Raw genomic sequence first — 22,513 nt, 5'->3', positions numbered from 1 at the left:
TGATGTTCTGCGATCAGAACGTGCCGCGAATGCCGATGCCGATCATCCGCGGGCTGGTCATGCTGGCCGAGGTGAAGACGCTGGTGCCGCGCGCGGCCTGCAGGGCCAGCGGCTTGCGCTCGTCGAAGATGTTGTTGACGAAGCCATAAAGCTCCAGCCCGTCGCGCAGGGTATAGCTCGCCTCCAGATCGACCAGCGTATAGCCGTCCACCGCATAGGCGGCGGTGTTGCTGGTGTCGGAATAATAGCCGTCGACATAGCGCACCCGCCCGCCCAGGTTCAGCCGGTCGGTGGCATCCCAGCTTGCGCTGACGTTAAAGGTCTGACCCGGCGCCTTGGGGAATTCGTTGCCCTCATAGGCGGTATTGCTCGACACCTCCTGCAGGTCGGTGTGCAACAGCCCCGCGCTCGCCCGCAGGCGCAGCGCCTCGGTCACCTGATAGTCGACTGCCAGCTCCGCCCCATAGGACTGCGCCTTCTCGGCGTTGATCGTATAGGTGTAATAGACCGAATCCACCAAGACCGGGATGTTGAACTGCCCGTTCTTGTAATCCATCAGGAACAGGTTCCCGCTCAGGAACAGCCGATCATCCAGCAGCGAGGCGCGGGTGAAGATCTCGTAGTTCCAGATCTTCTCCTCCTCGAATTCGATCCATTCGCCATTGCTGAAGTTCAGCGACACGCCACCCGGGTTATAGCCACGGCTGACCATCGCCCCCACGGTCCAGTCCGGAGAGATGTCATAGGCGACGCTCAACTTCGGCAACATGGCAGAGAAGGTGTTGTCGTAATCCACCTGGGTCGGTGAATAGGTCGAATAGCCCGACCGCTGGATCTGATCGCGCTGAAACCTGAGCCCGCCGATCACCGTCCAGCGGTCGGCCGGATGCCAGCTCAGTTCGCCATAGATCCCGAGGTTCTTCTTGTGATCCTCAAAGGTCGAGCTGTAGCTGTCGACATAAGAATAGCGGCCGCTGAGATCGAGATATTCACTCTGGTCGGTATCGGCATAGTAGAGCCCGAAGAAACCGCTCAGCGGATCGTCCTCGGTTCCATAGCTCAGGCGGAATTCGTTCGACACATTGTCCTGCGACACATCCGCGTCGCCGCCATGGGTGATCCCGGTGCGCCGCTTGACGTTGCTGTGGGAATATTGCGTCTGGTTGAACAGCCGCCAGCCATTGAAGAAATCATAATTGACATCAATGACAGCGGTATCGGTCTGTTGCCGCCAGCTCGGCATCGAGGCATGGATGCTGTCGAGCTGCTCGTAAGGCTCTGACGCCGCCTCCTGCGACGGCCGGTCGCTGGCGGAATGCGACAGCGTCAGCTTGGCCTCAAGGCCGGGGATGTCGACCGGCGCCCACAACAGTTTGAACCGCGCGGTGCGCGATTTGAAGTTCTGACCGTATTCGTTCTGGATAAAGCTCGGGTTGGTGTAGTCGATGAAGGTGTCGCGGCCCGAGGAATCGAGCGCCAGGCGCACTGCGACTTGTTCGCTGAGCGGACCGGACCATGCCATCGAGGCGCGCTTCTGGCCGTAGTTGCCGATCTCGAACCGATAGGCGCCCTCAGGGGTGAAGGTCGGATCCTTGGTATTGACCACGATCGCCCCGGCGATCGCATTGGCGCCCTGAGATGTCGTCTGCGGCCCCCGGAACACCTCGACCGACTGCACATCCCAGACCGAGGTCGCGCCAAAGTAGAATTCGTTATAGCTCAGGTAATGGCCATCGAGATTGATGGTCGCGCGCGGCACGGTGCCGGCGAAGAAGGCCACTGCACCATTGTGCGGCCCCTGGGCATCCTGTCCCCGGATCACCGGCGTACCGACGGAATCACTGAACACCAGGTTCGGCGTATCGGCGATCACGCTGTTCACATCCGATTTCCCCGGGTATTCCTCTTCCAGCTCCTTGCCCGAGATCACGCTGACCGAAGACGCGGTGTGCTTCTGGTCACGATCCACTTTCTCGCCCGTCACCGTGATCGGTTCCAACGCGAAAATCTCGTCTTCCCTGCCCTCTGCCGCCGCCGGCGCCGCGGCCATTGCCGCCAGCGCGGCCACAAGCGAAAGGCGGCTGACGCCTTGCGCCAGCGAGCCGCCGTCTGTCTTCTGCATGGTTTTCCCCAGTCTGTCCCTGAATGTCACGCTGGCTGGGGCGCTGATGGCTGGCGATGCGCGTAATGTTCCGCATTGCATAACGCATACCGCATGTCAATCGCCCCACCCGCCCTTTACGACCCTGACCCCAAGACGATACTCTCCGCAGGCTTCGGCCGATCCGGCCCGGGCGCCGGAGGCGGCGAGAAAGGACCAACCAGATGATGGAATTCGAGCCGTTTGCCGATGACGAAGCCAAGGCGCCGCAACCGAAACGCTCCTCCACCATCCAGTCGATCAGCATCGCGGCACGTTTCCTGACCATCATGGCGATGGCGAATCGCGCCCTGCCGCTGGCGGAACTGGCGCAACGGGCCGGCACCGGACGGTCGACCGCGCATCGCTATATGCAGAGCCTGGTAAAGGAGGGCCTTGCCAGCCAGGATCCGATCAGCAGCCATTACGATCTGGGACCGGCAGCGCTGGGGATCGGCATGGCTGCGCTGAACCGCGTCGACGCAGTCGAGATCGCCGGTCAGCAGATGAAGCTCTTGGCCGAGACCCGGGCGATGAGCGGCGGCGTCGCGATCTGGACCGAACGCGGCCCGACGCTGGTGCGCTGGTATCGCAGCGCCGGCTTTGCGATCACGCCGCTGGGGCTGGGGGATATCCTGCCGGTCGACAACACCGCCTGCGGGCTGGTCTGCCAGGCCTTCCTGCCCGCCGCGCAGATCGACGTCGCCCGCGGCAACCAGCCACCGCATTTCCGCGGCCCGCGCCCCGAGCCCGCCCTGATCGCCCGTACCCGGGCCGAGGCCTGGGCCGAGATGACCAATCACCTGCTGTCGAATGTCACCGGCCAGGCCGCCCCCATCCTCGACGCGCAGGGGGAACTGGTCTGCGTCGTCACCACCGTCACCGATCTGGGCCGGCTGGAAACCGAAGACGAACGGCTGGCGCTGCGCGCCGTGGCCCGGCAGATCAACCAGGCCACCGGCGGTCAGAGCGCGCTGGCCGGCTGATCGCCCGTTCCGGCCCGGCCGCGCGGGATCACCATCGGCCGCCCCGAAACCGGATCGGGCTGGATCAGCGCCGACAGGCCGAAGACCTCGTCTATCAACGCCTCGGTGACGATCTCCTGCGGCGCGCCCTCGGCCACCACCCGCCCGTCGCGCATCGCCACCAGATGGCTGGCATAGCGGAAGGCCAGGTTCAGCTCGTGCAGTACCGCCACCACGGTGCGGCCTTGGGCGTTCAACGCGGCCAGCAGCTCCAACAGCTCCACCTGATGCGAGAGATCCAGATAGGTGGTGGGTTCATCCAGCAGCAGGATCGGCGTTTCCTGCGCCAGCGCCATGGCGATCCAGACCCGTTGCCGCTGCCCGCCGGACAGATCGGAAACAGGCCGATCGGCCAGATCAGACACCCCGGTCGCCGCCATCGCCCCGGCGACGGCGACCTCATCCTCGGGCGACCATTGCCGCAGAAAGCTCTGATGCGGAAACCGGCCGCGCGCCACCAGATCGGCAACCGTGATCCCGTCCGGCGCCAAGGGCGCCTGCGGTAACAAACCCAGCCGCCGTGCCACATCGCGCGGCGCGCGGGCGGCGATATCCTGGCCGTCAAGGATCACCTGCCCCTCGCGCGGGGCCAACAACCGTGACAGCGCGCGCAGCAAGGTGGACTTGCCGCAGGCGTTCGGCCCGACGATCGCGGTGAAGGCGCCGTCGGGGATCGCCAAGCTCAGGTCTTGGCTGACCAGCCGGTCCTGATAGCGCAATGTCACCCGCTCGGCCTTCAGTCGATCTGCCATCACCGGTCCCCCGTGCTGATCCAATCCCTGCTTCACCGTATTGCATTGCGGAATGCAGTCTGCAATATGAGACAAGCCACTTCGGCAGCCGCCCCCGGCGCTGCACCGGAAGCCATCCGTCAAAACAACCTCGCGACAAGACCCTGCGGCCCGGCCGCGGGACGGAAAGGATCCCCCATGGCTTCTCTCACCCCCGATGTGGTCGAAGACCCCGAAAACCTTCTCGAACAGGAAGACCACATGCGCGACATGGAGCCTGTGGAAATGGAGGTCATCGCGATCACCTACCCCTCGCCCTCGATCGGTCGGGTCACCGGCCGCATCTTCGCCGCCAGGCCCGAGGCCTGGGCGCCCGCGAACCTCGCCGTCCGGATCGAGGTGGAGACGCCGGAGGGTCAGCGCCCGATCACCCGCATCTATACCATCCGCAGCTTCGACCCGGTGCGGGAGGTGGCCGAGATCGACTTCGTCCTGCACCCCGACGACACCCCGGCGATGCGCTGGCTGCAGGCGGCGCGGCCGGGCACCCGGGTGTCGATGATCGGGCCGCGCCAGCATTTCACCCCCAACCTCGACAGCGGCAAGCGCGCTGCCATCTTCGCCGACGACACCGCGATCCCGGCGGTCTACGCCATTCTCAAGGCCTGGCCCGAAGGCGCCCGAGGCAATGTTTGGATCGACACCGACGACCGCGCCGCCTTCGACGCGCTGCCCGCCGTCCCGGGCGTTGGCCTGCACCTGCTGCTGCGCGGCCCCGACCAGCCGGCCGGGACCACCGGCCAGCTTTTCGCCACCGCCAAGGCGGACCTCACCGATCCCGCGGGCTGGACCATCTGGGCCGCCGGCGAGCGGCAGGAGATGCGCGACATCCGCGCCCATTTCCGCGCCCTGGGCTATGGCCGCGACGATCTGCGCATCTTCGGATACTGGAAGCGCGGCACCAGCAGTTCCGACATCGACCGCCAGCGCCTGCGGGCCTATTCCAACCTGCGCAAGCGCGGCCTGACCATGGAGGCGCTGGATGATGACGACCTGGCCGTCTGATCGGCGCCCCAGCCGGCGCGCGGTTCTGGCCGGGGGGCTGGCGGGCGGATTGGCCGCCGCCCTGCCCCCGCGTCTCGTCCATGCAACCGGAGAGAACGGCTGGCCCCGGCGCATTCCGCACGAGACCGGAGAGCTGTTGCTGCCCGCGCCGCCCCGGCGCATCCTGTCGACCGCCCCCAGCCTGACCGGCATCCTGCTGGCCATCGGCGCGCCGCTGGTCGCCAGCGCCGCCGCCGCGGTGGGTCGACTGACCGATGACAGCGGGTTCTTCCGTCAATGGGCCAAGGTCGCCCATGATCGCGGGGTCGAGGTGCTCTATCCCAATCTCGCCTTCGATATCGAGGGGCTGATCGTGCAGGCGCCCGATCTGGTGATCGCCTCAGCCACCGGCGGCGACAGCGTGCTGCCCTATCTGCCGCTGATCGAGGAACAAGGGCTTCCGGTCATGGTGCTGGATTACTCCAGCCACGGCTGGGAGGAGCTGGCCGAAACCCTGGGCCGGGCCAGCGGGCAGGACGAGGGCACGCAGCGCGTGATCCGGGATTTCGCCGATCGCGCCACCCGGGTCGGCGCCGGGCTGACCCGCCCACCCGGGCAGGTCAGCATCGTTTCCCACAATCTGGCGGGCACCTATGCGGTCGGCAAACCCAGCAGCCCGCAGGCCAAGGTTGCCGCCGCGCTGGGATTCGATGTGGTGGGTCTACCCGACGCTCTGCAGGGCGCGGTGGCGCGGTCCTCCGATTTCGACTTCATCTCGCACGAGAACCTGCCGGCAGCGATCACCGGCGACAGCGTCTTTCTGATGAGCGGCAGCGCGGAAAGCGTGCAGGTCTTCTGCGCCGATCCGGTCCTGGCGAACCTGCCGGCGGTCGCCAAGGGCCAGGTCTATCCGATGGGGCCGAGTTCCTTTCGCATCGATTATTACTCCGGTCTGGAGATGATCGAGACGCTGAGGCCCTATTTCACCAGATGAGGAACGGCCCGCCGATGACCCCCAGCCGCCGCAGCGCGCGGCGCGGGCTGTGGCTGGCTGCCCTGGTGGTGGCGGGGCTGAGCCTTGCGAGCCTGACCATCGGATCGCGACCGGTGCCGCCGGCGCAGGTGCTGGCGGCGCTTTGGCACTTCGATCCCGGCAACGACCTGCATCTGGTGGTGCGCGAGCTGCGGCTGCCGCGCACCCTGCTGGCAATCTCGGCCGGGGCGGCGTTGGGACTGGCGGGCGCGGTGATCCAGGCGGTCACCCGCAACCCGTTGGCCGAACCGGGGCTTTTGGGCATCAACGCCGGCGCCGCCGTGGCGGTGGTGCTGGGCGCCTCGACCTTCGGGCTGACGGCAACGGCCGATTACATCTGGTTCAGCATTCTCGGCGCCGGGCTCGCCGGTGTCGCGGTTTTCCTGCTGGGCCGCGCGCATGAGACCGGCACCGATCCGATACGGCTGGTGCTGGCGGGGGCCGGCCTGTCGATGGTGCTGGGGGCCGCCACCGGCATCGTCCTGCTGAACGCGGCACTCGACGTGCTCGACGTCTTCCGCAGCTGGGGCGCCGGCGCGCTCGAAGGGCGCGGGCTGGCCGCCGCCCTGACCATGTGGGGCGCGCTGATCGCCGGCGGTGGTCTGGCGCTGGCACTCGGCCCCAGCCTGAACGCCTTGGCGATGGGCCGCGACATGGGGCAGGCCCTGGGGCTGAGCCCGGCGCGGATCTGGGCGCTCGCCTGTCTTTCGGTCATGGTGCTGGCCGGATCGGCCACCGCCACCGCCGGCCCGATCGCCTTCGTCGGGCTGGTCGCGCCCCATGCCGCCCGCGCCTTTACAGGGCCGGACGCCCGCGCCACCCTGCCGCTGGCGGCGCTGATGGCCGCGGCGATGCTGCTGCTGGCCGATATCCTCGGCCGCGTCGTCGCCGCCCCGGAGGAGGTCGCCGCCGGCATCCTCGCCACCCTCCTGGGCGGGCCCTTCTTCATCCTCGCGGTGCGCCGTTTCCGGATGGCGCGGCTGTGAGCGCGGGGAAAAGACATCTGCGCTGCGGCCGGCTGTCGATCGGCTGGAGACCGCGCGCGGTGCTGCTGGCGCTGGGGCTGGTCGCGATCGGCCTGGCGCTGGCCGTGCTGCTCATGGGGACCGGGACCATCGCGCTTTCCCCCGCCGAGGTATTGGCCAGCCTGACCGGGACGGGAGACGATCCGATGGCCGCGCGGGTGGTCCAGCGCATCCGGCTGCCCCGGGTGGCGACGGCGGCGCTGGTCGGCGCCTCGCTGGGGATGGCCGGCGCGGTGTTCCAGTCGCTGTCGCGCAATGCGCTGGGGTCGCCCGATGTCATCGGCTTCACCACCGGGGCGGCGACCGGCGCCATCGCACAGATCATCCTCTTCAACGCCGGCGCCGCCCAGACCGCCACCGCGGCGGTGGCAAGCGGGCTGATGACGGCGGCCATCGTGATGCTGCTGGCGCGCAAGGATGGCAGCACCGGCGGCTATCGGCTGATCCTGATCGGCATCGGCGTCGGCGCCATCCTGACCGGGTTGAACACGCTGCTGATGGTGAAGGGCGATCTCGATCAGGCGATCTCGGCCCAGATCTGGCTGGCCGGATCACTGTCGGCGCGCAGCTGGGCCCATGCGCTGCCGGTGCTGGTGGGGCTGATCCTGTTTGCGCCGCTGGTGATCCTGAACGCCCGACGCCTTGCGATGCTGGAGATGGGCGACGATCTGGCCAGCCAGCTCGGCATCCGGCCGGAGCGGACGCGGCTGCTGCTGGTGCTGGCGGCGGTCGGGCTGACGGCGGTGGCCCCCGCCGCCACCGGCCCGATCGCCTTTGTCGCCTTGGCGGCACCGCAACTGGCCCGCCGGCTGAGCCGCGCGCCCGAAATCCCCATTGTCACCGGCGCGCTTGCCGGTGCGGTGCTCCTGCTGGCGGCCGACCTGCTGAGCCAACGGGCGCCCATGAACCTGATGTTGCCCATCGGGCTGACCACCGGCGCGCTCGGCGGCGCCTATCTGGTCTGGATGCTGACGCGCGCGCCCGGCACGGGCGGACGATAGCACGGGCGGCCCATGTGGCACGCTCCGCGCCACCTGCCGGGGGGAAACCAGGGAAACCGGGGCGTCAGTCGTTTCACGCCCCCCCCGTTCAGGCGGACCGGCACGAGGCTTACACCACCTTCGCCGCCCGCAGCGCGTCGAGCCGGTCCTGAGTGACGCCAGCGGCGCGCAGCACTGCCTCGGTATCGGCGCCCAGCGGGCGGGGCGGCAGATCGGTCGTGCCGTTCTCGCCATTGGCCTTGAAGCTCAGGGTCGGGATATGGATCGGCCCGTCATGGCCCTCGACCCGGATCTCGCGGGTCAGGCCGCGGGCGGCGATCTGCGGCTCGGCCAGCATTTCGTCCATGCCGCGGATGCGGCCGGCAGGTACCGCGGCGGCCGCCAGGATTTGCTCCCAGTCCGCCGCCGGCCTGCTGCGGAAGGTGTCTTCCAGCGTCTCGCGCAGGCTTTGCCAGTTCTTGTGCCGCTCGGGAACGCTGTCCCAGCGGGCGTCCCGCAGGATGTCGTTACGGCCGATTGCGCGGCACAGGTGGCGGAACTGGATGTCGTGGTTCGCCGCCAGCATCAGAATGCCGTCGGCGGTGTCGAAGGCGCCGGACGAGGGGCTGGCGCTCCAGGCCTCGTTTCCATTCTGAACGGGTTTCCAACCGGTGGTCAGATGCATGCTCATCAGCGAGGCCATCAGCATCAGCGCGGTATCGAGCATCGCCACATCCACCTGCACGGCGGCGCCGGTGCGCTCGACCTCGCGCAGCCCGGCCATGATCGCCATGGCGGCGTTCATGCCGGTGGCATAGTCGACATAGGGCGCGCCCACCTTGACCGGCCCGTCGCCCGGCTTGCCGGTGGTCAGCATGATGCCGCACATGCCCTGGATGACGTGATCATAGGCCGGACGGTCGCGAAAGGGGCCGTCCTGACCGAAGGCGGAGATCGAACAATAGACCAGCTTCGGATTGATCTCGCGCAGCGCCTCGAACCCCAGGCCCAGCCGCTCGGCAACCCCGGGCTTGAAGTTCTCGACGAAGATATCGGCGCCGGCGACCAGCTCGCGCGCGAGCGCGACGCCCTCGGGTGATTTCAGATCGAGGGTGACGGATTTCTTGCCGGCGTTATGGCCGAGGAACCCCAGCGCCATGCCGCGTTCGGCCAGCCCGGGCAGCGGGCCGCCCTGCCGGGTCCAGTCGCCCTCACCTGGTTTTTCGATCTTGATCACCTCGGCCCCCATCAGGGCGAGCTGATAGGTTGCATAGGGTCCGGCCAGAACCTGGCTCAGATCAATCACGCGAAGGCCTTCAAGCGGCTGGAACATGGTCTGCCTCACACTCGGGATGACAATTGGGGAGTCTCTGGGAGCGGCGGACCGGGCTGACCGGTCTGCCGACCCCTCAGGCGCGGGGGCGCGGGGTCACTGCGGCGTGACCCCGGCGGCCTCGAAGATCGCCTTGTTGGTGACGTAGCTGTTTGCGATCTCGGCGGCGGCCTGATCCAGATCCCTGTACATGATCGGGATATCGGCGGCAGCGACCACCTTGGCGAAATCGGCATCGGTCTCCGCCGCCTTCAACGCGGTGCTGAGCCGTTCAAGCGCGGCGCGCGGGGTGCCCTTCGGCAGGATCAGCGTGGTGCGCGAATCCATGCCCAGCGGATAACCGGCCTCGTTGATGGTCTCGACATCGGGGGCGGAGGGATGGCGGAAGGTGGTCAGCGCCGCGATCGACTTGAGCTGATCGGGGTATTTGTAATGGATGCCGCCGGACATGACCAAGGCCACCTGATTGCCCAGAAGCGCATTCAGCATGTCGCCACCGCCCTTGAGCGGCACGATGTTCACATCAAGCCCCTCCTGCTTGGCGATCACTTCCATGGTCATCCGCGCCGTCGGGCTGAGCGAACCATAGCTGAACCCCGGATGCGCCTTGGCCCAGGTGACGAATTCGGCCAGGTTGTCATAGGGCGCGTCCTTCTGCGTCGCGAGCGCGACCTGATAGGCGGTGATCATGCCGGCATAGTCGAAATCATCCGGCTTGAAATCCACCCGCGCCATCACGAAGGGCTCGGTATTGATCACGCTGCTGGAGTGCAGCAGGATGGTATAGCCGTCGGGCTTGGCCTTGCGCAGCTCGTGCGCGGCGAGAATGCCGCCGCCACCGGGCTTGTTCACCACATTGACCGGCACGCCGAGCTGTTCGGCCAACACCTTGGCCACGCCGCGCCCGACCAGATCGGTCTGGCCGCCGGCCTTGTAGCCCACCAGCATGGTGATCGGGCGATCCGGGTAATCGCCGGCGGTGGCGGTGGATGGCTCCAGCCCGGCGAGCGCCAAGAGCGCCGCCGTCGCGACCGCCAAGAGCTGTCTTCTGTTGGTCTTGCGCATCTGTTTTCCTCCCAGTGTTCAGATATGCGAATGTTCGGTGGTCGCCGTCGTCTCGGCCCGGGCCGCCTGCCGCCTGGCAAGCCGGCTGTTGCTGCGGTTGATCATGGCGACCGTCGCGATGGTCAGCAGACCGAAGACAAGCGCGATCGGGTGGCCCAGCAGGCGCAACGGGTCGTGGTTCAGGATCTGCAGCGATTGGCGGAAGGTCAGCTCCAGATTGGGGCCGATCACGAAGCCGATCAGAAAGGTGACGAAAGAGAACTCCAGCTTGCGGGCGAAAAAGCCCAGCACGGCGAAGGCCAGCATCAGATAGATCGAGAACAGGCTGTTGGTCTCCATATAGGCGCCGATGCAGCACAGCAGCAGCACCACCGGGATGATCAGCCGCACCGGCACCCGGATGATCTGGGCAAAGATGCGCTGGCCGGCATAGCCGACGGCCAGCAGGATCGCGCTGGCGCAGAGCATCGCGGCATAGAGATCGGCCACCAGTTGCGGCTGTTCGACGAACATCATCGGCCCCGGCGTCAGCCCGTGGAGCGTGAGCGCGGCGATCAGGATGGCGGCGATCACGCTGCCGGGGATCCCCAGCGCGAACAGCGGCACGAAGCTGGACGGCACCACCGCATTGTCGGCACTTTCGGCCGCGGCGATACCTTCGATCATGCCAGTGCCGAATTTCTCGGGTGTCTTCGAGGCGCGCTGGGTGGCGCCATAGGACAGGAACGACCCGACGCTGGCGCCCAGTCCGGGCAGGATGCCGACGATCGAGCCGATCAGCGTGCCGCGCGCGATCACCGGCAGACAGCGGCGCCATTCGTCCCGGGTCACCCGCCGGTCGTCGGGTGAGGTGCCGTCGCCGATCTCGGTCGCCTCGCGGTCGATCGCATGAGCATTGCCGGCCTGGATCACCATCTCGGCGACCGCCAACATGCCGATTGCCATCGGCACCAGCGAAATCCCGTCGTCCAGCTCCATCATGCCGAAGGTCAATCGCGGGATAAAGGTCTCGGTCTCGATCCCGATGGTGGCGAAGAAGACGCCGAAGGCGGCGGCGATCAGCCCCTTGAGCATCGACCGCCCGGCGAGCCCGCCGATGAAGGTCAGCGAGAACAGCAGGATGGCGCAGAGTTCGACCGGGCCGATCAGCAGCGCATAATGCGCCAGCGGCGCCGCCAGCACGATCAATACGATGGTCGACAGGAAATCGCCGATGACCGAGGCGAAAAGCCCCATCTTGAGCGCCTTCTGCGCCTTGCCCTGCCGCGCCAGCGGATAGCCGTCAAGCGCGGTGGGCGCCGAGGACGGCTCGCCCGGGGTGTTCAGCAGGATCGCCGAAACCGCGCTGCCCGCCGCGCTGCCCTTGGCGATGCCGATCAGCATGGCGATGGCCGCGACCGGGGACAGATAGAAGGTCATCGGGATCGCCACCGCGATTCCGGTGGCCTTGCCCAGCCCCGGCAGCGCCCCCAGCACATAGCCCAGCGTCACCCCCACGGTGACCCAGAACAGGGTCGAGGGCGTCAGCACGTTCTGAAAGCCGGTGATCAGATGGTCCATGACGCGCTCACACGATCGGGCTGCCGAGCAGCTTGTAGAACAGCGCCCAGATCGCCAGCAGCAACGCCGCCGGCATCAGGATAAGGATCAGCGGACGACGCTCGCCCAACAGCAGCAGCGTACCGGCGACCAGGACGATCCCGGCGACCAGCGGCGAGCCGAACAGGAAGGCCGCGAGGCTGACGGCGAAGACGGCACCGATCTTCAGCAGGGCGATCATCTCGCCGCGCGAAAACACGGTGGCTGGCGCCCAGGCGCTGTCCCCGCTCGGACGCAGGTTTTTCACCACTAGGAGCAGCGACAGCCCGGTGACGAGGATCATCGCCAGATTGGGCACCAGGCGCGGCGAAACGAAGCCGTCGGGCGCGGTTTCGATCTGTGCGGGGATGACGACGATCAGCATCAGCAGACCGAACGCCGCAAGTATCGCCCCCGAAATGAGGTCGGCTCGTTTCATGACTGTCCTCCCATGTGACAGCGGGCGCGGGTCAACTGGTCGACAGGGTGCGCACCCTCTGTTCCTCCGCCTCCGGGGCTTGCTCCGGTCGCGGTCTCTCCTCTCTCTCAGGGGTAGCGAGCCAGGGTGAAAAGGAGTAGTCGGAACTTTCTTGAATGTGATAGATATTTCTTATGCCTTCGATCTCGCCGCATCTCGATCACCTGCGTCTGCGCCAACTCCGGCTGCTGGAGCTGATCGACCGTCACCGGTCGTTGCGCGCGGTGGGCGAGGCGATGAACCTGACCCAACCGGCGGTATCGCAGATGCTGAAGGACCTGGAATATGCCTTCGGCGTGACGCTGGTCGATCGCTCTGTCCGCGGGGCGGCGCTGACGCCGCTCGGGCGGGTGGCCTTGCAGCGGGCGCGGGCCGGTCTGGCGGTCTTCGATCACCTCGCCGCCGATCTGGCCACGGATCTGCCGTCGGTGGTGCGGGTCGGCACCAATCCGGCAAGCCTGTTCCGGCTCTTGCCCGCGGCGCTGCGCCAGCTCGAGGCGCATCGTGCCGGTATCCGGTTCCGGCTGGAGGCAGGCACCGTCGACAACATGATGTCACGTCTGCTCGACGGAGAGCTGGATTGCTATGTCGGGCGGGTGGACTGGGCGGCGATGCCGGCTGAGGTGGCCGATCTGCTGCGCTATGAGCCTTTGACCGAAACCGACCTGGTGGTGGCATGTTCGGTCGATCATCCGCTCGCCCAGCGCGCCGAGGTATTGGCGACCGAGCTGACGCAATGGCCCTGGGCGCTGCCCTCGGGCGACACCAACAACCGGGGCACCATCGAGACCGCCTTTCGCAATTGCGGTGTTTCGGCGCCGCTGCCGGTGGTCGAAGTCTCGGCCGATCCGACATCGCAACTGATCCTGGCCCAGGAGATCGAACTGCTGATCTGTGTGCCGCGCGTCGTGTTGGATTCACAGATTGCCGGGGGCAGGATCGTGCCGTTGGTGACCCCGGATCTCTTTCTGCCGCCGATCCGGATCTGCGCGGTCACCCTGAAGGAAATCGACGATCTGCCGGCGCTGCATCTGCTGCGCGATGCCTTGCTGCAGGTCTGCCGCTAAGGCCGGCGCGGGCGGCGCGACATCTAGTCCGCAAGCAGCTTCTCCGGCGCGATGCCGCGCTTTTCGGCGCTGGCGCGCACTGCCTCCTGCAGCATCGGGCTGCCTTGCAGCAGACGGCGGAACCGCTGTTCGTCGAGCACAAGCAGCGTGGTCGGCGCGATCGCCTTCGCCTCGACCCGGCGCGGTCTGTTCATCAGGATCGCCATCTGGCCGAACATCTCGCCACGGCCAAGGCGCCAGGTCTGCCCGGCGTTTTGCAATTCGATCGCGCCCGAGGCGATGAAGAAGACGCTGCGCGCCGGCCCGTCCCGGCGGATCACCGTCTCGCCGGCGCCGACATAGCGCGTGCTGAGCCCCTTGGCGAGCTTGGCCAGCGCCTCTTCATCGAGATCGGCGAACAGGGGGAACTGCCGGACCAGTTCGGTCCGCTGCATCGTCAGGTCAAGCTTGGGCCGGTCTTCGGCGGCGGCGCGGCGGTCGGCAATGCTTTGCATCAGCGCGGTGTGCAACTCCGATCCGATCAGCCCGTCGGCGCGCATGATGGCATATTCCCGCTCCTCCAGCCGCAGGGCGGTGCGGCGGATGAAGCGGCGCTCCAGCTCTTCGGCATAGCCCGGATATTGCAGGCGCAGCCCATCGAGCGCGGTTTTCACCGCCTCGGTCCGGCGGCCAAGCAGCTCGTGCAGCAGGTCGGACACCCGGCGGCCATGGATGCGGCGGATGCGGCCGTCGATGAAACTGTCCAGGTCGCGCAGGATCAGTTGCTGCGACAGCAGCAGCTCGAAACGGTCGGCGGTGAGCCGGGCCAGCGGCCGCGAGATGCCGAGGCGGTTGTGCAGCATCACCGCGAGCCGGAAGGTCCGGCCATAGCCGATGCTTTCGCGCGCCGCCTTGCGATAGCCGGTGCGCCCGCCGGAATGGGTGGCCTCGATCAACCCGTCGGCATCCGACAGCAGCTGTTCCGCCAGCCGGGCCGAGATCGTGTGTTCGCGCACCCGGGCGATGATGGTGTCGCGCTCCGCCCCGGCCAGCGCCAGCAGGCCCAGCGTGACCCGATCGCGGTCGAGGATCTCGGTACTGTCCTCGGCCTCTTTCACCGCGCTCTCCAGACGGTCACCGAACCGCTTGGCCTCGGCCCGCACGATGTCGTGGCCCAGTTCATAGTTCTCGGTCGTCCTGGCGACATCCTCGCGCACCGTCTGCAGCGCGACGGCGACGACCTGCTTTGACAGCGCCTGATCGACCGGCGACAGCCGGTCAAGCCCGAGCCAGCGGATCACGCTGCGCAGGGTGACCCCCTGGACGATCAGGGTGAAAAGCGTGAAGCCGGTCGCCAGAATGCCGACCAGACGTTTCACATCGGCCGGCACCCGGAAGCTCTCGGTCACCGCCAGGGCCAGCGCCAGCGTCACCGCCCCGCGCAGACCACCCCAGAGGATCGCGACGCGATAGGGGCGTTCGACCGCCGGCGAGGCGCGCAGGGCGGTCAGCAGCGGCAACAGGCCGAACAGGATCGCCGCCCGCGCCACCATGGCGGCCAGCACCACCACGCCGATCAGCGCGAAATCGGAAAGCCGCAGCTCTTCCAGCAGGCGCGGGATCAGCAGCGCCGCGAGGATAAAGATCAGCGCCCCGGCCCAATGGGCCAGCAGGCCCCAGATCTCGCGCAGATTGCCCCAGGCCTGCGGCGGCAGCCGCCCCGGCCCGGCCAGGTTGAGCGTCAGCCCCGCCGCCACCACCGCGATCACGCCCGAGGCGCCGATGCTCTGTTCCGCGACGATATAGGCGAGATAGGGCAGCGAGACCGAGACCGACATCAGCGCCAGCTCATAGCGCCCGAACAGGCTCATCAGCCAGATCGAGACGCGCGCGATGATCCAGCCGGTGATCGCGCCGCCGCCGATCAGGATCGGAAACCGGGTCAGCGCGTCGCGCAGGGTCGGATCCGGCAGGCCCAGCATGACGAAGCCCATGAAGAACCCGAACAGCGCGATGGCGGCGGCGTCGTTCAGCAGGCTCTCCCCCTCGATGATCCGCGCCAGCCGCTTGGGCGCCGACAGCGACCGGAAGATCGAGATCACCGCCGAGGGGTCGGTGGTCGAGACGATGGCCCCCACCAGCAGGCAGGCGACCAGCGGCAGCGAGCTGGTCCAGGACAGGGCAAAGCCCACCGACAGCGTGGCGACCACCACGGCAACCACCGCCATCACCAGGATGGGCACCCAGTCGTCCAGCATCCGCCGCAGATCCATCCCGATCGTCGCCTGAAACAGCAGGGTCGGCAGGAAGACATAGAGGAAGACGTTCGAACGGATCGGCAGGTTCAGGATCGCCTCGGCCACCGGGTTCAGCGCATCGGTCAGCGGGGTCCGCAGAAAGAAGATCGCCCCCGAGGCGATGAGAATCCCGAGCGCGGCGAGGATCACGCTATAGGGCACCCGCAACCGCGCGGCCAATGGCTCGGCCAGCCCGATGACAAGGAACAACGACGCGATGACGGTGGTGACGACGATGATGTCCATAGTCTTGGAATAAAGCGAAAAAAGCACATCTTTAAAGGAACAATCGTCACCTTCGGCACTATTCTGCAGGGCGCCGCGGGCTCAAGGGCCCGAGAGGGCGCAATCGGCGCCCTTTCGCCAGCGGGTGGGCGCACCCATGCCGGTCTATTCTGGACGGAGCCGCGCTCAGGCCCGGCGACGCCTTGCCCAGGTGTCGGCGAAACTGGCGCCTGCTCGCTGTCGGCGCGGGCAAAGAGCATGGGCACCGACCCCCGAAGGGGCCGGCGACGGGATCAGAGGTTGCGCAGCAGTCCACCGTCGACCCGGATCATCGACCCGGTGATATAGCTGGCCCGGATCGAAGCCAGGAAGGCGACGGCGGCGGCAAATTCCGCCGGATCGCCATAGCGACCGGCCGGGATGGTGGCCTTGGAGGCCGCGACCACCGCCTCGACCGGCTGACCGCTCTTGGCGGCCTTGCCGGCGTCCAGCTCGCGCACCCGGTCGGTGCCGATGCGGCCCGGCAGCACCATGTTGACGGTGACGCCCTGCGCCGCGACCTCGGCCGCCAGCGTCTTGGACCAGCCAGCGATGGCGCCGCGCACGCCGTTGGACAGCGCCAGGCCGGGGATCGGTGCGACGATGCCGGAGGATCCGATGGTGACGACCCGCCCGAAGCCGCGCGCGATCATCCCCGGTAGCAGCGCGTCGGTCAGCGCGAAGACCGGCAGCGCCATCGCCTCATAGGCGGCGAGCCAGGCGGCCCGGCTCTGGCCCTCGGCGGGGCCGGCGACGGGGCCGCCGCAATTGTTCACCAGGATGTCGATGCCGGCCTCGGCCATGGTCTCGCCCAGCGCCGCCACCGCCCCCGCGTCGGTGAGGTCGAGCGCGACCGGAGTGACCTTGCCGGCCAGCCCCGCCGCCGCCGCCCAATCGGTGATCGCGGCAGGAGTGCGGGCGGCGGCGAAGACCTCCGCCCCCTCCAGCGCCAGTTCCCTCGCCGATGCGGCGCCCAGCCCCCGGCTCGCCCCCAGCACCAGCGCGCGTTTGCCGGTCAGCCCCAGATCCATCAGTTCAGCTCCTTCAGTCGTTGCTCCAGCCGGGTCATCATCAGATCGACCTCGGCCACCGAGAGGGGATCGAGCCCGGCGCCCGGTCGCCTGAGCGCCGGCGAGGCGATGGCGCCGCGTCGCGCCAGCACGTGCTTGCGCACCGCCAGCCCCAGCCCGGGCTGGGATTCATAGCGGATCAGCGGCAGATAAGCGTCGAAGAGATCGCGGGCGCGCGTTTCCTCTCCCCTGCCCATCAGATCGACCACCTGCACCATCATCTCGGGATAGCCGAAGCCGGTCATCGCCCCGTCGGCACCGCGCCCCATCTCCTCGACCAGGAAACCGCCACCATTGCCGCAGAGGATGGAGATCCGCCGCCGCCCCGCCGCCTCGGCCGCGCGGAGGCGGGTGATCTTGCCGAGCCCCGGCCAATCCTCGTGCTTGAGCATCTTGATCGAAGGGTAATCCTCGATGATCCGGCCAAGGATGTCGTCGCTGATATGCACCCCGGTGCTCAGCGGGAAATCCTGCAGCACCACCGGGATATCGGCCCCCAGCGTGTCAGTGACCTGACCGTAATAGCCATGGATCTGCGGGTCGGTCTTCAGGCTGCCGGGCGGCGCCACCATGACGCCCGCCGCCCCCATGTCCATCGCCGCCACCGACAGATCGCGCAGTGCCGCGAGCCCCGGGGCCGAGACGCCCACCACCACCGGCCGGCCTTCGGCGCGGGTGATGATGCGGCGGCTGAGCTCGATCGATTCGGCCTGCGTCATCTTCGGCGCCTCGCCCATCATGCCCAGGATGGTGAGCCCGTCGGCACCGGTCTCGAAATAGAAATCGGTCACCCGGTCGAGGCTCTGCCAGTCGATGCTGCCATCGAGGTGGAACGGGGTCACCGAGATGACGAAGACCCCGCGCGTGGTTTCACTGATCATGGCCATCTGCGGCCCTCCCTCGGAAATGATGCGCCTCAGCTGGCGGTGACGAACAATTGGCGGTCGAAATTGGTCAGCCGCTCCGCCCCCTCGGCGGTGACGCGGATGGTTTCGGACATGCCGAAGCCCCGGGCGAGCACATAGGTGTGGAACACCATGTTCTCCTCAAAGGCCCAGGTGGCGGCGGGATGCGCCTCGAGCGGTTCGCCACCGTTCGGCTGCAGCAACAGCCCCACCGAATAGAAGGTCTTGTTGGTATAGGTCTCCCGCAGCCCCGCCGAGAGGACCCCGTCACGGTAAATTGCGTCGGGCAGTGTCGCCGGCACGCCGGGACGCACCGCGGCGATGGCGGCGTCCTGAATCCCGATCAGCTTCTCGGCCAGGGCGACATCGGCATCGCTCGCCTCCGCCACCCGGATCGGGCGCATGAAGCGGGCGTGATAGTGGTGATTGTTCGGCGTCACCTCGAGCTGGATGATATCGCCGCGCTGCATCACCCGGTCGGAATAGCCGCCGTGCAGGTGAAAGGCCCGCTCGCCCGAGGAGAGCACCCCCGGCCCCGGCAGGTCGGACCCCGCGCGGATCATCGCGGCGCAGATCTCCGCCGCCATCTCGCGTTCGCTGACGCCGGTGCCGGCGGTGTCGATCCCGGCGCGCATGCCAGCTTCGGCGGCGCGGGCGGCAACGCGCTGATAGGCGATCTCGGCCTCGGACTTGATCTTGCGCATATCGGCCACGAGGTCGGAGGTATCCTCGATCCGCGCGCCGGGCAGGGCCGCCGCGATCGCCTCCCAGCGGGCGGCGTTCAGCACCCAGGCGCCCTTTTCGACCCCGATCGCCGCGGCCTTGCCCACCCGCGAGGTCACCGCCCCGACGGCGACCGCCAGCCGATCATCGCTATCCGTCCACAGCACCCGGTCGGGAAAGACGCAGGTGCTGTCGAGATAATAGGCCTCGACATCGCGGGCAAAGAGCGTCGGCTCTCCCTCGGCCGGGATGATGGCGAACTGGAAGGTGCCATAGGCGCGGGTGAAATAGCCGGTCACCCAGGTGACGGTCTCGGGCAGGAAGGCCAGCATGGCATCCAGCCCCCGCGCCCTGAGCGCGGCCTGCACCCGGACCAGCCGGGCGCGATATTCCGCAGGATCGAACCAATAGGCGGTCTGGACCATGTCTCAGCCTTTCTTCACGAGTTCTGCAAATCGGGTGATCATGGATTTCGCCTCGAGCGCCGGATCGGCCTGGGCGATGAAAGCGTCGACGTCACCGCCGTCGCGCGTCATCCGCGCGCGGTTGTCCTCGAACCAGATCGGCGCCTGGGCGCGGGTCACCTCCGGATGGCCCTGAACACCCCAGGCGCGATGGCTGCGGTGGCGCCAGACGTGATTGGGGCAGATCGCGCTGCGGGCCAGGATCACCATGTCGGGATGATCGCCGCGCACCTCGTCATTGTGCCAGACGAACATGCGCACGCGGTCACCCCAATCCTGCGCCAGGGCATCGTCGCGGGCGGCCTCGGTGACGCTCAGGTCCTCATAGCCGATCTCGCAGGAATCGCGGCGGAACACCTGATCCCTGCCGCAGAGGGCCGAGGCCAGGATCTGATGGCCGAAGCAGATGCCGAACATCGGGATATCCCGGTCTGCCGCCGCGCGGATCAGGTCGTGTTCGCGGTCGATCCAGTCGATCGCCTCATAGGCACCATGCGGGCTGCCGGACAGGAAGATGCCATCATAGCCGTCGAGACTGTCGGGAAAATCGCCGCCGAAGGCCCAGCGGCGGTCGACCGAAAGGCCCCAGCCCTCGAATCGATCGTCGAGCTTGGCGACCGACTGCAATTGCCGGCCATTGCCAAGATAGAGCAGGCGTTTGTGGGACATCGGGCCTCCTTCAGCGTCGCGGGCGGCCGGCCGGGCCGGCCGGTGTTGCTCATTTGTGCGCCATTGGTATACCATCGAGAGACCGATTGACAATCAAGCAAATGCGCCGACAGTCTCGGGCCGGACACGGAAGGGTAGAGAGGATGATATCACTCGATCTGAATGCCGATCTCGGCGAGGGATTCGGCCCCTGGGCGATGGGCGACGACGCCGCGATGCTGAAGATCGTCAGCACCGCCAATATCGCCTGTGGCGCCCATGCCGGCGATCCGCAGACCATGCGCGCCACCCTTGTTGCCGCACGCGACCATGGCGTCGCGGTGGGGGCGCATCCGGGCTATGCCGATCTGGCGGGCTTCGGTCGACGGCCGGTGCCGGGGATCACGGTGGCCGAGGTCGAGAATCTGGTCGCCTATCAGATCGGCGCCTTTGCCGGCATGGCGGCGCTGGTCGGTCACCGGCCGACCCATGTAAAGACCCATGGCGCACTGGGAAACGCCTGTGCCGATGACGACGATCTGGCGCTGGCGGTGGGCCGCGCGATCCGCGCGGTCGACCCCTCGCTCGCCTTCATGGTGATGCCGGGCACCGCCACGGCGCGGGCGGCGGAGGCGCTGGGGCTGCGCCCGATCAACGAGATCTATGCCGATCGCAGCTATGCCCCCGGGTTCAACCTGACCCCGCGCAGCCAGCCGGGCGCGATGATCCACGACCCGGAGGAAGCGCTGGCGCGGATCGTCGAGATGGTCGAGAGCAAACAGCTGACCGCGACCGACGGCTCGCATCTGGCAGTGGAGATCGACAGCATCTGCGTGCATGGCGACAGCCCGCATGCGGTCAGCATGGCGCGCCTGCTGCGTGAGGGGCTGACGGCGGCTGGCTATGCCATCCGCTCATCGCTCTGTCAGGGCTCCTCTCAGGGCTGACCGCCCCAGACCCCGCTGATCAGGTTTTCGCGCAGCAGCCGGGCGGTATCGGGGGACCGAAAGGCCGGCCCCGGGCGCAGTGCGGCAATCCGGGCGCGGGCGGTGCGCAGCGCCTCCAGCGCCTGATCGCGGCTCACCACCGCAAAGTGCAGCCCCTGCCCCGGACCGATCTGCGCCAGCCGGTCGAGATCGGCGCTGATGACGGTGGCGATCTTGGGATAGCCGCCGGTGGTCTGGCAGTCGCGCATCAGAACGATCGGCGCGCCCGCCGGCGGCACCTGGATGCTGCCGGGCATCACCCCGTCGGTGACCATCGACTCCGCCCGCGTCGCCAATGCGCCGCCCTCAAGGAACAGCCCCATCCGGTCGGACCGCGGCGCCACCCGCCAATCGGTGGCGCAGAGCCGCGCCAGCGCCTCCGCCCCGAACCAATCGTCCTGCGGCCCGGCCATCACCCGGATCGGGCCCGGTTCGTGGTCGGGTAAGCGGTCGAAGGACAATGGCTGCGCCCCCGGCGGCGTGCCGCACAGCGGCAAGAGGTCGCCCACCGCGATGGGCGCCGCACCGACGCCGGACCGGCGGTGGGTCGACAGGCTGCCCATCTGCCCGGCCAGATCGACCCCGCCGGCGATGGCGAGATAGCCATAGACCCCGCCCCGGGGTGGGACGAGGGTGATCAGCGCGCCCGGCGCGGCCTCGGCTGACTGGCCGGCAGGAATGACGCGGCTGTCGATGATGAGCGTCACCCCGGGACCGGCGGCTGCGACCAGCACCGACCGCTCCCCCACCCGCAGCCGGCAGCCACCAAGCGCGGCCTCGATCCCGGCCATGTCCGGCGCATTGCCGACCAGCGCATTGGCCGTGGCCAGCGCCAGCCGGTCCATCGCCCCGGCGGTGGAGATGCCATGGCGGCGCCAGCCGAAGCGGCCGAAATCCTGCAGCGTCACCCCGCCAGAGGCGGCCTCGACCCGGAGCGAGGTCATGTCCCGGCCTCCCCGGCACGGATCACCGGCGCGCCCTGGCGGGCGGCCTCGGCCAGCCGGTCCCAATCTTCTGCCGGGATCGGCTCGAAGCGGATTTCGTCGCCGGCGTCGAACAGGAACAGCGGGTCGCGCCCCGGCAGGAAGGGCAAGGCGGGGGTGCGGCCCAGCAGGTGCCAGCCGCTCGGCCCCGCGACACTGCCGATGGCGGCCTGGGCGCCGCCGATGCTGACCGATCCGGCGGGAATGCGCGGCCGGGGCACCGCGCGCCGCGGCCGCGCCATCGCCTCGGGCAGGCCGGCGAGATAGGCGAAACCGGGCATGAAGCCGATCATCATCACCTGGAAAGTCTCGGCAACGAAGGCCTCGACATAGCCCGCCTCACTCAGCCCCAGCAGATCGGCGCAATCCGCCAGATCCTCGCCCCAGGGCCCGCCGAAAACCACCGGCACCCGCCAGCGGCGCGGCGACCGATCGGCAGCCCCGGCGGTCTGCCGGATCAGCCCCCAAAGCTCGGCCACCAGATCGTCATAGGCGATCGCCAAGGGGTCGAAATACACGGTCAGCGCGCGATAGCTCGGCACCGCCTCGATCACCCCCGACAGGGCGGTGGCAGTCAGGGCGGCGTCGAGCGCATGGACCCGGCGGTTGACGGGGAGCGAAATCAGATTGCCGAAATCCACGCTCAGCGCGCTGTCGCCACAGGGCAGGATGCGCGGATCGGGCAGCGGCGACAT

General features: G+C 67.9%; 20 protein-coding genes. 7 read left to right on the top strand and 13 right to left on the bottom strand.

Annotation, left to right across the window (positions count from 1 at the left end; translation table 11 throughout):
- Window positions 1-13: 13 nt before the first annotated feature.
- Window positions 14-2,122 carry a TonB-dependent receptor gene (locus tag ACN0V4_RS09090; RefSeq protein WP_417675229.1) on the bottom strand — a complete coding sequence of 703 codons (2,109 nt, stop codon included), beginning with the start codon at window positions 2,120-2,122 and terminating at the stop codon, window positions 14-16.
- Window positions 2,123-2,325: 203 nt separating this feature from the next.
- Here ACN0V4_RS09090 and ACN0V4_RS09085 point away from each other — a divergent pair, with 203 nt between their 5' ends.
- Complete coding sequence (locus ACN0V4_RS09085) at window positions 2,326-3,126, top strand: IclR family transcriptional regulator (RefSeq protein ID WP_417675227.1); 801 nt, start codon at window positions 2,326-2,328, stop codon at window positions 3,124-3,126.
- Here ACN0V4_RS09085 and ACN0V4_RS09080 read toward each other — a convergent pair.
- The gene (locus ACN0V4_RS09080; protein ID WP_417675225.1) at window positions 3,105-3,917 is read right to left on the bottom strand and encodes an ABC transporter ATP-binding protein; all 813 of its coding nucleotides are present in this window, start codon (window positions 3,915-3,917) and stop codon (window positions 3,105-3,107) included. The genes ACN0V4_RS09085 and ACN0V4_RS09080 overlap by 22 nt on opposite strands.
- 177 nt (window positions 3,918-4,094) lie before the next feature.
- Between ACN0V4_RS09080 and ACN0V4_RS09075 the strand changes: the two genes are divergently transcribed.
- From ACN0V4_RS09075 to ACN0V4_RS09060, 4 genes are read left to right on the top strand one after another with little or no spacing between them, the layout of a single operon-like run.
- Window positions 4,095-4,961: a siderophore-interacting protein gene (locus ACN0V4_RS09075; protein WP_417675223.1), complete on the top strand. Its 867-nt coding sequence runs from the start codon at window positions 4,095-4,097 to the stop codon at window positions 4,959-4,961.
- Window positions 4,942-5,934 (top strand): Fe2+-enterobactin ABC transporter substrate-binding protein, encoded by a 993-nt coding sequence (gene fepB, locus ACN0V4_RS09070; protein WP_417675221.1) that lies wholly within the window; start codon window positions 4,942-4,944, stop codon window positions 5,932-5,934. Before ACN0V4_RS09075 ends, fepB begins: the two co-directional genes overlap by 20 nt.
- A 14-nt stretch (window positions 5,935-5,948) precedes the next feature.
- The gene (locus ACN0V4_RS09065) at window positions 5,949-6,959 is read left to right on the top strand and encodes a FecCD family ABC transporter permease (RefSeq protein ID WP_417675219.1); all 1,011 of its coding nucleotides are present in this window, start codon (window positions 5,949-5,951) and stop codon (window positions 6,957-6,959) included.
- A complete protein-coding gene (locus ACN0V4_RS09060) occupies window positions 6,956-7,999 on the top strand; it encodes a FecCD family ABC transporter permease (protein WP_417675217.1) in 1,044 nt (347 codons plus the stop codon). The genes ACN0V4_RS09065 and ACN0V4_RS09060 overlap by 4 nt, the downstream gene beginning before the upstream one ends.
- Before the next feature lie 109 nt (window positions 8,000-8,108).
- On the opposite strand, the gene ACN0V4_RS09055 is transcribed toward ACN0V4_RS09060, so the two are convergent.
- The 4 genes from ACN0V4_RS09055 to ACN0V4_RS09040 form a co-directional block, all read right to left on the bottom strand.
- A complete protein-coding gene (locus tag ACN0V4_RS09055) occupies window positions 8,109-9,311 on the bottom strand; it encodes a CaiB/BaiF CoA transferase family protein (RefSeq protein ID WP_417675215.1) in 1,203 nt (400 codons plus the stop codon).
- A gap of 96 nt (window positions 9,312-9,407) precedes the next feature.
- Window positions 9,408-10,376 carry a Bug family tripartite tricarboxylate transporter substrate binding protein gene (locus ACN0V4_RS09050; protein WP_417675213.1) on the bottom strand — a complete coding sequence of 323 codons (969 nt, stop codon included), beginning with the start codon at window positions 10,374-10,376 and terminating at the stop codon, window positions 9,408-9,410.
- An 18-nt stretch (window positions 10,377-10,394) separates the two neighbouring features.
- Window positions 10,395-11,936 (bottom strand): tripartite tricarboxylate transporter permease, encoded by a 1,542-nt coding sequence (locus ACN0V4_RS09045; protein WP_417675211.1) that lies wholly within the window; start codon window positions 11,934-11,936, stop codon window positions 10,395-10,397.
- 7 nt (window positions 11,937-11,943) lie between these two features.
- On the bottom strand, window positions 11,944-12,393 hold the full coding sequence (locus ACN0V4_RS09040; protein WP_417675209.1) for a tripartite tricarboxylate transporter TctB family protein: 450 nt from the start codon (window positions 12,391-12,393) through the stop codon (window positions 11,944-11,946).
- 173 nt (window positions 12,394-12,566) lie between these two features.
- Here ACN0V4_RS09040 and ACN0V4_RS09035 point away from each other — a divergent pair, with 173 nt between their 5' ends.
- Window positions 12,567-13,499 (top strand): LysR family transcriptional regulator, encoded by a 933-nt coding sequence (locus ACN0V4_RS09035; protein ID WP_417675207.1) that lies wholly within the window; start codon window positions 12,567-12,569, stop codon window positions 13,497-13,499.
- 23 nt (window positions 13,500-13,522) lie between these two features.
- On the opposite strand, the gene ACN0V4_RS09030 is transcribed toward ACN0V4_RS09035, so the two are convergent.
- From ACN0V4_RS09030 to ACN0V4_RS09010, 5 genes are all read right to left on the bottom strand, one after another.
- Window positions 13,523-16,021: a cation:proton antiporter gene (locus ACN0V4_RS09030; protein ID WP_417675688.1), complete on the bottom strand. Its 2,499-nt coding sequence runs from the start codon at window positions 16,019-16,021 to the stop codon at window positions 13,523-13,525.
- A 272-nt stretch (window positions 16,022-16,293) separates the two neighbouring features.
- Window positions 16,294-17,070: an SDR family oxidoreductase gene (locus tag ACN0V4_RS09025; RefSeq protein ID WP_417675205.1), complete on the bottom strand. Its 777-nt coding sequence runs from the start codon at window positions 17,068-17,070 to the stop codon at window positions 16,294-16,296.
- Window positions 17,070-17,990 carry a dihydrodipicolinate synthase family protein gene (locus ACN0V4_RS09020; protein ID WP_417675686.1) on the bottom strand — a complete coding sequence of 307 codons (921 nt, stop codon included), beginning with the start codon at window positions 17,988-17,990 and terminating at the stop codon, window positions 17,070-17,072. The genes ACN0V4_RS09025 and ACN0V4_RS09020 overlap by 1 nt, the downstream gene beginning before the upstream one ends.
- A gap of 35 nt (window positions 17,991-18,025) precedes the next feature.
- Window positions 18,026-19,162, bottom strand: a complete 1,137-nt coding sequence (locus ACN0V4_RS09015) for a M24 family metallopeptidase (protein ID WP_417675203.1) — start codon at window positions 19,160-19,162, stop codon at window positions 18,026-18,028.
- A gap of 3 nt (window positions 19,163-19,165) precedes the next feature.
- A complete protein-coding gene (locus tag ACN0V4_RS09010) occupies window positions 19,166-19,870 on the bottom strand; it encodes a type 1 glutamine amidotransferase (protein ID WP_417675201.1) in 705 nt (234 codons plus the stop codon).
- A gap of 143 nt (window positions 19,871-20,013) precedes the next feature.
- Between ACN0V4_RS09010 and ACN0V4_RS09005 the strand changes: the two genes are divergently transcribed.
- Window positions 20,014-20,796: a LamB/YcsF family protein gene (locus ACN0V4_RS09005; RefSeq protein WP_417675199.1), complete on the top strand. Its 783-nt coding sequence runs from the start codon at window positions 20,014-20,016 to the stop codon at window positions 20,794-20,796.
- On the opposite strand, the gene ACN0V4_RS09000 is transcribed toward ACN0V4_RS09005, so the two are convergent.
- Together ACN0V4_RS09000 and pxpB are read right to left on the bottom strand one after the other, a co-directional pair.
- On the bottom strand, window positions 20,787-21,779 hold the full coding sequence (locus ACN0V4_RS09000) for a biotin-dependent carboxyltransferase family protein (RefSeq protein WP_417675197.1): 993 nt from the start codon (window positions 21,777-21,779) through the stop codon (window positions 20,787-20,789). The genes ACN0V4_RS09005 and ACN0V4_RS09000 overlap by 10 nt on opposite strands.
- On the bottom strand, window positions 21,776-22,513 hold the full coding sequence (pxpB, locus tag ACN0V4_RS08995; RefSeq protein ID WP_417675195.1) for a 5-oxoprolinase subunit PxpB: 738 nt from the start codon (window positions 22,511-22,513) through the stop codon (window positions 21,776-21,778). Before pxpB ends, ACN0V4_RS09000 begins: the two co-directional genes overlap by 4 nt.

The sequence above is a fragment of the Pseudodonghicola sp. genome, from assembly GCF_048268305.1.
In the GTDB taxonomy this organism is placed as follows: domain Bacteria; phylum Pseudomonadota; class Alphaproteobacteria; order Rhodobacterales; family Rhodobacteraceae; genus Pseudodonghicola.
This window is presented reverse-complemented; position numbering and strand designations above follow the sequence as displayed.

Coding starts and splice junctions, on each gene's coding strand:
- ACN0V4_RS09090 (WP_417675229.1), bottom strand. CDS start 2,122: ATGCAGAAGACAGACGGCGGCTCGCTGGCGCAAGGCGTCAGCCGCCTT.
- ACN0V4_RS09085 (WP_417675227.1), top strand. CDS start 2,326: ATGATGGAATTCGAGCCGTTTGCCGATGACGAAGCCAAGGCGCCGCAA.
- ACN0V4_RS09080 (WP_417675225.1), bottom strand. CDS start 3,917: ATGGCAGATCGACTGAAGGCCGAGCGGGTGACATTGCGCTATCAGGAC.
- ACN0V4_RS09075 (WP_417675223.1), top strand. CDS start 4,095: ATGGCTTCTCTCACCCCCGATGTGGTCGAAGACCCCGAAAACCTTCTC.
- fepB (WP_417675221.1), top strand. CDS start 4,942: ATGACGACCTGGCCGTCTGATCGGCGCCCCAGCCGGCGCGCGGTTCTG.
- ACN0V4_RS09065 (WP_417675219.1), top strand. CDS start 5,949: ATGACCCCCAGCCGCCGCAGCGCGCGGCGCGGGCTGTGGCTGGCTGCC.
- ACN0V4_RS09055 (WP_417675215.1), bottom strand. CDS start 9,311: ATGTTCCAGCCGCTTGAAGGCCTTCGCGTGATTGATCTGAGCCAGGTT.
- ACN0V4_RS09050 (WP_417675213.1), bottom strand. CDS start 10,376: ATGCGCAAGACCAACAGAAGACAGCTCTTGGCGGTCGCGACGGCGGCG.
- ACN0V4_RS09045 (WP_417675211.1), bottom strand. CDS start 11,936: ATGGACCATCTGATCACCGGCTTTCAGAACGTGCTGACGCCCTCGACC.
- ACN0V4_RS09040 (WP_417675209.1), bottom strand. CDS start 12,393: ATGAAACGAGCCGACCTCATTTCGGGGGCGATACTTGCGGCGTTCGGT.
- ACN0V4_RS09035 (WP_417675207.1), top strand. CDS start 12,567: ATGCCTTCGATCTCGCCGCATCTCGATCACCTGCGTCTGCGCCAACTC.
- ACN0V4_RS09030 (WP_417675688.1), bottom strand. CDS start 16,021: ATGGACATCATCGTCGTCACCACCGTCATCGCGTCGTTGTTCCTTGTC.
- ACN0V4_RS09025 (WP_417675205.1), bottom strand. CDS start 17,070: ATGGATCTGGGGCTGACCGGCAAACGCGCGCTGGTGCTGGGGGCGAGC.
- ACN0V4_RS09020 (WP_417675686.1), bottom strand. CDS start 17,990: ATGATCAGTGAAACCACGCGCGGGGTCTTCGTCATCTCGGTGACCCCG.
- ACN0V4_RS09015 (WP_417675203.1), bottom strand. CDS start 19,162: ATGGTCCAGACCGCCTATTGGTTCGATCCTGCGGAATATCGCGCCCGG.
- ACN0V4_RS09010 (WP_417675201.1), bottom strand. CDS start 19,870: ATGTCCCACAAACGCCTGCTCTATCTTGGCAATGGCCGGCAATTGCAG.
- ACN0V4_RS09005 (WP_417675199.1), top strand. CDS start 20,014: ATGATATCACTCGATCTGAATGCCGATCTCGGCGAGGGATTCGGCCCC.
- ACN0V4_RS09000 (WP_417675197.1), bottom strand. CDS start 21,779: ATGACCTCGCTCCGGGTCGAGGCCGCCTCTGGCGGGGTGACGCTGCAG.
- pxpB (WP_417675195.1), bottom strand. CDS start 22,513: ATGTCGCCGCTGCCCGATCCGCGCATCCTGCCCTGTGGCGACAGCGCG.